The sequence below is a fragment of the Rhodococcus sp. P4_F3_2 genome, from assembly GCF_056401335.1.
Genome location: NZ_JBFUJN010000047.1, coordinates 1 through 12,497 on the forward strand (window position 1 = coordinate 1; position 12,497 = coordinate 12,497).

A 12,497-nucleotide genomic window follows, 5' to 3' on the forward strand; every position below is an offset into this window, starting at 1 on the left:
CCCACCACACCCACCGGAACCGGCCGCAACCGCGAATCCAACACCAACACCCGCGTATTCCACACCGGCCGACCAATCGGAACACCCACCCCCACAACACCATCCACCACATGAAACGTCACATCCACCGACGCCTCCGTCGGCCCGTACAAATTCACCAACTCCGCACCACACACCCCCGCAAACCGCCCCGCCAACACCGACGACAACCCCTCACCCGACACAAACACCCGACGCACACTCGAACACCCCACCACCACCGAAGGCTCCCCCACGAACACCTCCAACATCGACGGCACAAAATGCACCACCGACACCCCCCACCGCTCGATCACACCCACCAAATACACCGGATCACGATGCCCACCCGGATCCGCCACCACCAACCGCGCACCCACCATCAACGGCCAAAACAACTCCCACACCGACACATCGAACGACACCGGCGTCTTCTGCAACACCACATCCCCCACACCCAACGGAAACTCCCCCTGCATCCACAACAACCGATTCACCACCCCCGCATGCGAAACCACCACCCCCTTCGGACGACCCGTCGACCCCGACGTGAACATCACATACACCGCATGCTCAGGCAACAACACCCCCAACCGATCACCCACCCCCACCGGATCACCCGAAAACCCCGAAACATCAACACAACCCACATCAACAAACCCCACCCCCACCGGCAAACACCCACCATCACCACCCCGCGACAACACCACCACCGGATCCACCACCCCCACCACAAACCCCACCCGCTCCACCGGCGCACCCACATCCACCGGAACAAACACCCCACCAGCCCGCACCACCGCAAACACCGCCACCAACAACTCCACCGACCGCGACAACACCACACACACCCGCGACTCCGGACCCACCCCCAACGAAATCAACAACCGCGCAAAACGATTCACCCGAACATCAAACTCACCCCACGACAACACCACCCCACCACACACCAACCCCCCACCACCCACACCAGCAAACCGCCCATCCAACACATCCACCAACGTCAAACCCCCCACCGCAACCCCCACACCATCCCAACCACCCACCACCAACCCACGCTCGGGCGCACCCAGAATCTCCGTATCACCCACTGGGGCAGTTGGATCCGATACGACCGACCGCAGTAGGCGGACGAAGCGCTCCCCGAACTCGGTGACTGTGGTGCGCTCGAAGATATCGGAGGCGTAGGTGAAGGCGGCGTCGAGACCCACCGGGATTCCGTCCTTGCCACGCTTTTCGGAGAGCGACAATTGCAAGTCGAATTTGGCGACACCGATGTCGACTGAAACAACATCGACACCGAGTCCTGGTAGTTCGAGGTGAGGATCTGCGGTGTTCTGAAATTCCAACAGAACCTGGAAGAGCGGTGAACGAGATGGTGAACGCTCCGGAGCAACTGCATCGACGACTCGCTCGAACGGCACCTCGGTTTGCCCGAACGCCGCCAGATCAACTTCGCGAGTTCGTGAAAGGATTTCCTCGAAAGTCGCGGCGGAATCAACGGCGGTTCGCAGGACGACCGTGTTGACGAACATCCCGACCAGATCGTCGAGGACTTGCTCGGCGCGCCCTCCCACCGGAGTGCCGATCGCTATGTCCGGCGAGGCGCTCAGCCGTGCCAACAGAACCGCCAGCACTGCGTGCATCACCATGAACGGTGTCGCGTTGTGATTCCGAGCGAGTTCGAGGAGGTCACTGTGCACGTCTGCGGGCACCGAGAATCGGACCGATTCACCGCGCATGGATCGTTCCGCCGGCCTCGGTCGATCCAGCGGAAGGTCGATCACGTCAGGTAGACCGGACAGGGTGGACGTCCAGTAGTCCAACTGCTTCGCCTGGAGCGTGTCCGGATCGGCGTCACTGCCGAGCAGTTCGATCTGCCATTGGCTGTAGTCGGCGTACTGCACAGGCAAAGGCGGCCAGTCCGGTGCCCGACTGGCAGCCCGCGCCGCGTAGGCGCGGGTCAGGTCGCGGGCCAGCGGCTCGAGAGATGCTCCATCCGCCGAAATATGGTGAACCACCAACGCGAGGACGTGAACGTCCGGAGTGATTCGAAAAAGGGAGCCGCGCACGGGCACGTTCGCGCTCACGTCGAACCCCTCGCGAGCGAGATCGGCGACGCGCCTGTCCAAGGCTTCCTCGTCAACGGATACTTCCCACGCCATCTTCGACGTCACACGTTCCGAAGGAACCACGACCTGATGTGGACCGTCGACCGACGCCGGGTAGACGGTGCGAAGCGATTCATGTCGATCGACAACATCTCCCATCGCGAGTTTCAGCGCAGCCACATCCAACGCCCCTGACAGTCGGACCACCATCGGGATGTTGTAGGCCGGGGACGACGTGTCGAACTGATTGACAAACCACAGGCGTTGTTGCGCCAGAGACACCGGAATCTTGTCCCTGTACGAATGTGCCTGCAGGATTGGACGCTTCGAACGCGAGGGATCAACGCCGGAGGACTTCGCGTCACGCACGTGGAGAGCCAGTGATTCGATCGTCGGTGCTTCGAACAAAGTCCGCACCCCGAAATCGATTGCTTCAGCGGCATTGACTCGTGCGATCAGCTTTGTGGCGATCAGTGAGTTCCCACCCAGCTCGAAGAAGTCGTCACCCGCACCCACCGCCTCAGCACCTAGAACGTCGGCAAAAATCTCGGCCAGCAGTAGTTCTTCGGCGCCCTCGGGCGGTCGAAAGTTGTCCGACCGAGCATCGAACCGAGGTGCCGGTAAGGCAGCGCGATCGACCTTTCCCGATGGAGTTACCGGCAACTCGTCGAGAAGAACAAAGGCCGCAGGAACCATGTAGGAGGGCACACGGCTCGCGGCGTACTGCGTCAGATCGGCCGTCGAGAGCGCACTTCCGCCGGCAGGCACGACGTACGTGGTAATCATCGTTGTACCGGAGGGAGCCGCACGCGCCACGGTAACTGCATTCTCGACCTGCGGACACGACTGCACGACGCTGTCGATTTCCCCGAGCTCGATACGGAATCCGCGAACTTTCACCTGGAAATCGCTGCGACCGACGTACTCGAGTGCACGGCCACGGCGCCGCCGCACCAAGTCCCCGGTCCGATACATCCGCCGGCCCGGGAGACCGAACGGGTCGGCCACGAATCGTCCTGCGGTCAACGCATACTTCCGGTGATATCCACGTGCGAGCGCGTCTCCCGAGATGTACAGCTCGCCCACAACACCGTCGGGGACGGGGTGCAATCGCTGATCGAGCACGATCTCCTCGAAACCGCGGAGCGGACCGCCCACTGTGATGTTCTCCGACGACACCATAGGCTCGCCGATGTTCGACATGACGGTGGTCTCGGTCGGCCCGTAGGCATTGCACAGCCGTCGGCCGGGAGCCCACCGCTGCACAAGATCCGGCGGACAGGCCTCACCACCGACCACCACGTCGCCGAAGTCCGAAAGGCCCTCGGGCGAAACTGTTCCGAGCGCCGCAGTAGTGACAAAACCATGCGTGACACGCTGGGATTCGAGGAAGCGAGACAGCTCGTCACCGCCGTAGATCGTGCTCGGTGCAATCACCATGGTCGCTCCGGCCCCGAAAGCCAGCAGGTATTCGAAAATCGAGGCGTCGAAACTCGGGGTCGAGAAGTGCAATGTTCGCGCATCCTGGGTCGCACCGAACCGCGAACGCTGTTCGGCAGCAAGCGCTTCCAGTCCGCGATGCGAGACCGTCACCCCCTTGGGGAGTCCGGTGGAACCCGAAGTGTAGATCACGTATGCGGGATTGTCGGGCCGGATCGGGTGCACCCGATCGACATCGGAGATGGAGCGCACGGACAACCGTGCAAGTCGGCCACGGAACTCAGCGTCGTCGATTGCTATCCAGGAAATCGAATCCGGCAAACGATGAAGTTCGGAAACGACCGTGAGCCCCAGTACGGCACCGGAATCGTTCAGCATGAAGCGAACACGTTCACCCGGATAGGTCGGATCCACCGGCACGAATGCCGCGCCGGCTTTGGTCACCGCCAACATCGCGACAACCGATTCGATCGAACGCGTCAAACCCAGCGCCACACTGTTTTCCGGACCGATGCCGCGGTCGATCAAGACTCGGGCCAACTTCGACGAACGATCGTCGAGTTCTCGATACGTCAACTCGCCATCGAGATACGACAGGGCCACGCCGTCGGGGTGTGTGCGCGCCGCACCGTCGAACAGTTCGGCCAGGGTGCGGTGCGAAGCGCGAGGGTCACTGCGGACAGGCTGCATCGCGGATCGCTCGTCGTTGGACAAGATGTCGATGTCGCCGACCATCATTGCCGGATCTGTGGTGACGGATTCCAGGACGCGCGCGAACCGCAAACCGAGGCCACGTACCGTCTCGGCGTCGAACAGGTCGGTGGCAAACGCGAGCGTCACCGTGATTCCGGACGGCGTACCCACCTCGTCGAACAGTTCGACTGCAGACACTCCGAGATCGAAGCGGCCGAGGTCGGGAGGGTGCTCGTCAGCGCTGGCGACGGACTCGAACGTCACCTGTATCACCGGCGCATACGCAGGTACATCCTCCACCTCGAGCGACTGCGCCACCTGATCGAGCCGTATCCCACTGTGCGGCAGCGCACTACTTCGGACCTCGACGACACTGCCCACGAGCGCCGTGAACGGCGTCTCCAGATCGATGCGACTCCGGATGGCAACGATGTTCGCGTCGGATCCCGTCGGCGTACCGATTACCACGTCCGAAGCCCCGGACAATCGGCTCACCACAAGCGCGAAGCCCGTATGTAGGACCGCGCGTGTGTCCGTCCCGAGATCACTTGCCATTTCTGTAATCCGCGCGTGGGTGTCTGCGGCGATCACGACCTCAACCTGTGCACTGTCCAGCGATTGCGTTGCAGGCCTGGGTCGATCGAAGGGAACTTGCAACAGTTCGGGCGCCCCGGTGAGCTCATGTCTCCAATATTCGAGGTGCCGCACTTCGCGTTGTCGTCGCTCGCCCTCCCGTGCCGTCGGGCTGTGAATTTCTGCGAGTTCGGCACCGGAATCAGACGCGATCAACTCTTCCAACAAGCCGACAAAATTCCGGTGGTGCTCGCGTAAACCCGCCTCCTCGTATCGGATCGGGTTTGCCCGGAAGTCGACACGCAGCCTGTCGCCGCTCGGATACACGTTGACCAGAAGGTCTTCCACCGGCCCGGAGGTGACGATGTGATACTCCCCAACCACCTCGCCCAACTGCACCTCCTGGCGAAACAGCATGACGTTGACCATGGGTCCGGCATATGAGTCTTCGCCTTCCAGACCGCTCGTCACGCCTGCGTCCCGACGGATGTCGTCGAGGCTGCAGCGCTGGTGCCGCAATGCACCCATGAGCTCATGCTGGACCTGGGCGAAGAGTTCACCGACGGTGTCGACGGCTGCGATGCTGATGAGCAGCGGCGCGACGTTCACCATCATGCCGCCCGAGTCCCGCAACACCGCCGTAGTCCGTCCGGACATCGGAACATGAATCTGGACAATCTCTTTCGCCGTCATTCGCGAGAGGTACAACGCGAGCGCAGCGATGACCGTTGCAGCGTGGTTCTCGGATTCGTGGAGAAGGGCACAGCTCCGGTCCGACATCAGTGTGCTTTCGAGTCGGCTCTCGATGTGTGCGGGCCCAGAAGCCTCCGCCAAGCTGGATCCGGCACCGACTGTATTGCGCCCTGCCCAGTACTCACGGTCGGCAGCGAATCGATCCGACTGTCTGTACCGCTCGTCGATGTCGTACAGCGTGCGCAGTGTCGCGGCACGACTCGGCTGCAGATCTTTTCTCGCCGCCGAGGCCGAGTACCGATGCGCAATGCGGTTCATCATGGTCATGGCACCGAAACCGTCGAGCGCGACATGATGGATACGGCTGTACCACAAATAGTGCGCGTCACCCACGCGCAGCACAGCGGTCGCGACGATTCCGTCGACTGCCAGGTCGAGCTGCGTCCGGCAATCTCGACGCATCCACTCGAGCGCAGCCTCGAAGGGATCCTCGGTCCAGCGGAAGTCGACCAAACCGACCGAGATTTCGGCCTTCTCGTCCACGTACTGCATCGGCTGACCATCAACCTCGATCACTTTGAGCATGGGAGATTGAAACTCGTAAGCAACTGCCCGCGTTTCGCGATCCAGTAATTCGACGTCGAGTTCGCCGCGCAACTCCACGTAGTGCGCTATCAGAATCGGGACTTCGGGATCGAATTGCTGAGCGAACCAGGTTGCCCGTTGGGCGGCCGAGAGCGGAAAGAGGGTCTCATCGAAAGGGTCGGTCCGTCTTACCTCGAAGGGTTTCACAGCGCCCCGCCCCGCATGATCTCCGCGGCCGCCGAGTGCGTAGCCGCGTCCGAATCAACAGCGCGAAAGCAAGAGGCTGATCGCGCCTCTCAAGCAGTCGTACCCAGAATCGGCAAGCACATGCACGGACCACCAGGTGATGTCACGTACGTATCGCTCATGTTTCACGTGCCCGATATGCACTAAAAGTGTGAATGTGTCCCGTCACCTCGGTAATGTCCCACTCCGAGACGACACATCCCCCGAGGGGAGCAGGCGCATGGACATCACCACCATTACCGACGTGATACGCCGACCACCGGATCGCCCAGGGGACGTGTGGCGTCCCGGCGACGCCTGGCTCGCGGGAGGAACGTGGCTGTTCTCAGCGGAACAACCCGACACGCGTCGACTGGTCGACCTCACCGCGCTCGGTTGGACACCACTGGAGGTCGGCGCGACTCATTTCAGTGTCGGAGCTACGTGCACCGTTGCCGAACTGTATGCGTTTGTCCCGCCGGACAATTGGGGTGCGAGTCCACTTATTCGCGTCAGCTGCGAGTACTTCCTCTCGTCTTTCAAGGTGTGGAATTCGGCCACCGTAGGCGGCAACATCTGTATGTCGCTTCCCGCCGGACCGATGACCACCCTGGCAGTTGCACTCGAGGCTACTTTCACGCTGTGGGCCACCGCCGGAACAGTGAGGACCGTCGACGCGTGCGACTTCGTGACCGGTGACCACCAGAATGTCCTGGAGCCGGGCGAAGTTCTTCGGAGCATCGAGTTCCCGGTGCACGCGCTCACCAAACGCCACGCCCACCGCCGCTTCAGTCTCACGCACCTCGGCCGTTCGACGATCTTCATGATCGCGACGCAGACTCCGGGAGCCGACGACTTTCACCTCACCATCACCGCCGGCACTACGCATCCGATACGGCTGACGTTCGACACGATGCCGGACGAGCACTCTCTGCGACGAGCTGTCGACTCCATTTCGGCCGACAGTTGGTTCGACGATCCCAACGGAACCCCCGACCACCGCCTGCACCTCGCCCGTCACTACGCCGACGAGCTCCGAATCGAACTCACGGGGAGCCAGTCATGAGCTACACGGTGAACGACCGGACGTTCGACGAGGAACCGTTCCCGGGACAGTGTCTCCGGACGTTTCTTCGACACCTCGGACACCACGGGGTGAAGAAGGGTTGCGACGGCGGGGACTGCGGGGCGTGCACAGTGTGGCTCGACGGAGCGCCGATACACAGCTGCATCACGCCCGCCTTTCGCGCCGACGGTCGCGCGGTGACCACGATCGAGGGACTCGGTACGCCCGAAGATCTCCATCCGATTCAGCAACAGTTCCGGGATGCACCCGGCTTTCAGTGTGGGTTCTGCACCGCCGGAATGATCATGACCTCCGCGGCGCTCACCGACGCGCAGAAAGAAGACTTGCCGCGAGCGCTCAAGGGAAACCTGTGCCGCTGCACCGGTTACCGATCCATCGAAGACGCGGTCAACGGTGTCGGCGCTGTCGAAGTTGCCCTCCCCGGACAGGCGGTCGGGACCAGCGTCGGGGCGCCGGCGGCCACCGACGTCGTGACCGGCCGAGCCGAATACACTATGGACACCGCGATCGACGGCATGCTGCACCTGAAAGTGCTGCACTCGCCCCACGCGCATGCACGCATCACCTCCATCGACACCACCGAGGCGCTCGCCGTCCCCGGTGTCCATCGCGTGTACACCTGGAAAGACGTGCCGCGCAAGCTCTTTACAACGGCAATTCATACCGACCACCTTGTTGATCCGGACGACACGTACATCCTCGACAACGTCGTGCGGTTCGTGGGTCAGCGGGTGGTGGCCGTCCTCGCCGACTCCGTCGTCGCTGCGGAAGAAGGCCGTCGGAAGGTGAAGGTCGATTACGAGATCCTGCCTTCCGTGTTCGATCCGGAAGAGGCCATGGCCGACGGCGCTCCAGCCCTGCACGGATCCGACGATCCCTTTGTTCGAGATCCCGAGCACAACATCCTGCTCGAACTTCACGGTCACGTGGGCGACGTCGAGGCCGGGTTCGCCGAGGCCGACGTCATCCACGAAGGCACCTACTTCTCGCCGCGAGTGCAGCACGCACATCTCGAGACGCACGGTTCGATTTCATGGATGGAAGACGGACGCCTTCACGTTCGCACGAGTTCGCAGTCCCCCTCCATCGCCAAGGTCAAACTCGCCCATCTCTTCGACCTCCGCCCGGATCAGCTGCGCGTGTTCTGCAAACGCGTGGGCGGCGGGTTCGGAGGAAAACAGGAAGTGATCAGCGAAGATCTGGTGGCGCTCGCCACCCTGGACACCGGTCGTCCCGTCTGCCTCGAATTCACCCGAGAAGAAGAGTTCACCACCGCGTCACCGCGTCATCCGATGAAACTCACAATCAAGCTCGGAGCAAAGTCGGACGGGACACTCACCGCGTTCCACTATCGCAACGTCTCGAACACCGGTGCATACGGAAACCACGGCGGAGAGACACTCTTTGCCGGCGGCGCGGCAGTCTCGCTCTATCGCTGTGCGAACAAGAAGTTCGATGCGTATTCCGTGTACACCAATAACGTCCCGAGCGGCGCTTTGCGTGGGTACGGGATGACTCAACCGGCCTTTGCCGTGGAATCGGCCATGACCGAATTGGCCATCGCGCTGAACATGGATCCGCTCGAACTGCGTCGACGCAATATCGTCCGACCGGGCGATTCGCTCGTCGCACTCGAAGACGGCCCAGACGACGTGATCTTCACCGAAGACGGACTGGGGCAATGCATCGATCTGATCGACGCGGCATTGAAGCGCCAACCGGTTCCCTCGCTCGGAGACGATTGGCTGATCGGCACCGGTACCGCCAGTTCACTACATGAGACCGCGCCACCCACCGAGCACATTTCCGAGGCTTGGCTCACCCTCGGCGAAGACTGTGTATACGAACTTGCCATCGGCACAGTCGAATTCGGTGAGGGAACTTCTACGGCCCACGTGCAGATCGCCGCGAATCAGCTGGGCACAACACCGTCACGTGTACGAATCATTCAGTCGGACACCGACCGAACCGGTTTCGACACAGGCGCTTTCGCCAGCGCCGGCCTGTTTGTCGCTGGGAACGCGGTACTTCGCGCGTCGAATGCGCTCCGCGATCGACTACTGGCCTTCGCCGCACATCACACCGGCGTCTCGATTGACCTGTGCTCGATGGACGACGACAAGATCGTCTGCGGTAGTACTCGATTAACACTGCAAGAGTTACTCGAGGCTGCACGCCCGCGCGGGATCCGATTCACCGAAGCACGGAAAGCGTACGGGTCGCCACGCAGCGTGGTGTCCAACACTCATGGCTTCCGGATCGCCGTCCATCGCATCACCGGCGAGATCCGCATCCTCTACAGTGTCCAAGCCACCGACGCTGGGGTGATCATCAATCCGGCGCAGGTGCGGGGACAGATCGAAGGTGGCGTCGCCCAGGGCATCGGCTTCGCACTCACCGAGAACTTCCACGTAGACGCAAACGGCGCGATGATGAACCCGAATCTACGTAACTACCGGATCCCGACCTATGCAGATGTCCCACGCACCGACGTGATCCTCGTCGAGTCATCAGACTCCGTCGGCCCACTCCGCTCCAAGGGCATGGCGGAGTGCTGCATCAATCCGGTTGCCCCTGCGCTCGCGAACGCACTGCAGGACGCCACCGGGTCTCGATTCCGGTCGCTACCGCTCACACCTGAGCGCATCTACACAGGGCTGAACCGATGACCGCGAACACGTCGGCGGACAGCGCCGCGACGGTCATCATCGGCCAGCGAGTGCGTCCTGGGCTGGAGAAGGAATTCGAGGTCTGGCAGAAGGACCTCAACCGTGCGGCCGCAGACTACGCCGGCTTCCTCGGGGCGGAAATCGCAGCTCCGACGACCACCCAACCTGATTGGGTGATCGTGTACCGCTTCGACTCCATCGCTCATGTTCAGGCGTGGATCAACAGCGCGACACGGCAGGACTACCTCGAGGACGGCCGGCAGTACTTCGACGGACCGGCCACACAGCAAGTGGTGAGCGGCGGGATCAAGCCCCCGGACCCGCTGCTGACCGTGGTCGTGACGCACCGAGTCGGCGACGACAGCATCGACGAGTTCCTTGCCTGGCAAGACCGTCTTCGCGAGGTGGAAAGCGCGTTCGAAGGGTTTCGCGGCACCGAACTGTTCCGCCCCGTCGACGGCGTGCAGGACGAATGGACGCTGCTGTATCGCTTCGACAATGCGGCCCATCTCGACACGTGGCTGACTTCTCCTGAGCGACAACAACTCCTCGCCGAGGGCCGCAAGTTCCACGACTTCGAACTGCGCACTGTCGACAATTCGTTCGGCAGTTGGTTTGCCTTCGACGAGAACGGAAACGAGGCCCCTCCACCGTCGGAGACAAAAACCTCGATCGCCGTCTGGGTCGGCCTCTACCCGACTGTCGTCTTGCTTACTTTGGCGCTGTCACCGCTGAAGCTGCCACTCTGGCTGGGATTGTTGATCGGCAACCTGTTGTCGAGTTTCATCATGAGTTTCTTCACGATGCCGTACTACGTGAATCGACTCCTGCACCGCTGGCTGCGTCCACCTTCGGGGATTCCTGTCGCAAAAACCAACGCGCAAGGGGTGGCGATCGTCGCTGCGGTGACCTTGTTCTGGGTGGTCGTCTTCTATCTGGTGACTACTCAGTTCTGGTCGCTGCCCTGAACTCTCCAGAACGCGAAATGCCAGCGCATGTACCGGGGCATGATTCTTCCCCGGTGCATACGCTGGCATTTCCAGTTATGGCCGTTCAGGCGGCCGTCGGTGGGCTGTTCCCGCCGATCGGATGCTGATACGGATCAACGGACATCGGTGGATAGAACATCGTCTTCCGATCGGGGCCGATCTCGACCCGCCATTCGGTGTGGTGCAGTGTCCGATGATGGTGACCGCACAACAAGATCAGGTTGTCGAGATCTGTTGGGCCACCATCACCCCAGTGAACAATATGGTGGGCATCGCACCACCCCGACGGAGTCCCACACCCTGGAAACGCACAACCGCCATCCCGAACCGCAAGAGCCCGCCGCTGCGGAACCGTCGCCGTTCTCGCTTCCTTGCCGCAGTCGAGCGGAACACCATTCTCATCCAACAGAATCCGGGTGACCGTGCAGTCGCAGGCCAACATCCGTGCGGTGTCGATGCTGATCGGACCCACCCAATCCGTCCACGCGAACCCCAACTCCTCGGTGGACGGCAACAGGTCTTTCAGAACTTTAAGGTCCGTCATGTCCTTGGCCGACGCGGTCACCGTGATGTGTGGTTTCACCCCGCCCTCGATTGGACCCAGCCCCGCCCGCTCGTACCGGCGCAGTAGTTCGCAAAACCCGTCCGCACGCCGTAATGCCGGAGTACGCGTGTCCTTGACGCCGTCCTTCTCCGGTGTCGGAGCGGACAGGCTCGACAACAACGTGATCAACCGCGCCCCGTTCACAGCATCCAAGTCACCCTTTACAGTGACACGCCCGTACAGGCCTTTCGAGGCATAGAACTCATTCCGCTCCGAGTCTTCCCCGACCGGAACACCRTCCTCRCGTTTGCCGTACTGCTTCTCGATTCGGCGGATCGCTGCCCGCACCGCATCACAATCSGCRATGTTCTTCGACGCCAACCCGAGCAGAATCCCGCGGGCCTTGTCCACATCCGCCAGGGTCATGTTCTTCGGCGGATGCTGACAAAACGACGCCACCTGMCGGGCTTTCAACGCATCCACGTCACCCCGRTGAAACGCATCGCCGACAACGGGTTCGAGCATCAGCAACCGCGCTAACCCGACCAGCAGACTGCACTCACCGATCTCGAGATTCGTCGAACCGTGCAACCACTGCGCGATCGCTCGAAAACCCTTCCCGCCGAGAACCTCACGGGAAAACATCTCCACAATCAGCAACACCATCCGCGACTGCAACTCGTGTCGGACACGCACCAGATCGAGAACCTCACTCTTGAGGCCCTCGCCATCCAGTTGCCACGCTTCCCGACTGTCCATACTCAAAGTTTAATCGAACATACTTTCGATAACCAGAGACAAAGCGGACAACTTCAAATGTTTCACCCTCGAGACCTATTGAAACAAAGCTACTTTCAATTCCACGCAAAG

5 protein-coding genes are annotated in these 12,497 nt (G+C 61.6%); 3 read left to right on the top strand and 2 right to left on the bottom strand.

Annotated features, from left to right (window positions below):
- The coding region (locus tag AC1DWA_RS29805; RefSeq protein WP_477917408.1) for an amino acid adenylation domain-containing protein at window positions 1–6,320 on the bottom strand (6,320 nt) is incomplete at its 3' end.
- A 259-nt stretch (window positions 6,321–6,579) separates the two neighbouring features.
- Here AC1DWA_RS29805 and AC1DWA_RS29810 point away from each other — a divergent pair.
- The 3 genes from AC1DWA_RS29810 to AC1DWA_RS29820 are packed head-to-tail and all read left to right on the top strand — an operon-like array spanning window position 6,580 to window position 11,062.
- The gene (locus tag AC1DWA_RS29810) at window positions 6,580–7,404 is read left to right on the top strand and encodes an FAD binding domain-containing protein (RefSeq protein ID WP_195791390.1); all 825 of its coding nucleotides are present in this window, start codon (window positions 6,580–6,582) and stop codon (window positions 7,402–7,404) included.
- Window positions 7,401–10,094, top strand: coding sequence for a molybdopterin-dependent oxidoreductase (locus tag AC1DWA_RS29815; RefSeq protein ID WP_020969774.1), 2,694 nt, complete (start codon window positions 7,401–7,403; stop codon window positions 10,092–10,094). The genes AC1DWA_RS29810 and AC1DWA_RS29815 overlap by 4 nt, the downstream gene beginning before the upstream one ends.
- Window positions 10,091–11,062 (top strand): antibiotic biosynthesis monooxygenase, encoded by a 972-nt coding sequence (locus tag AC1DWA_RS29820; protein ID WP_020969775.1) that lies wholly within the window; start codon window positions 10,091–10,093, stop codon window positions 11,060–11,062. The genes AC1DWA_RS29815 and AC1DWA_RS29820 overlap by 4 nt, the downstream gene beginning before the upstream one ends.
- An 85-nt stretch (window positions 11,063–11,147) precedes the next feature.
- On the opposite strand, the gene AC1DWA_RS29825 is transcribed toward AC1DWA_RS29820, so the two are convergent.
- Window positions 11,148–12,386 carry an HNH endonuclease signature motif containing protein gene (locus AC1DWA_RS29825; RefSeq protein ID WP_387405754.1) on the bottom strand — a complete coding sequence of 413 codons (1,239 nt, stop codon included), beginning with the start codon at window positions 12,384–12,386 and terminating at the stop codon, window positions 11,148–11,150.
- Window positions 12,387–12,497 lie beyond the last annotated feature (111 nt).

Excerpts from the sequence above, each read along its gene's own strand:
- AC1DWA_RS29810 (WP_195791390.1), top strand. The coding sequence starts at position 6,580 with ATGGACATCACCACCATTACCGACGTGATACGCCGACCACCGGATCGC.
- AC1DWA_RS29815 (WP_020969774.1), top strand. The coding sequence starts at position 7,401 with ATGAGCTACACGGTGAACGACCGGACGTTCGACGAGGAACCGTTCCCG.
- AC1DWA_RS29820 (WP_020969775.1), top strand. The coding sequence starts at position 10,091 with ATGACCGCGAACACGTCGGCGGACAGCGCCGCGACGGTCATCATCGGC.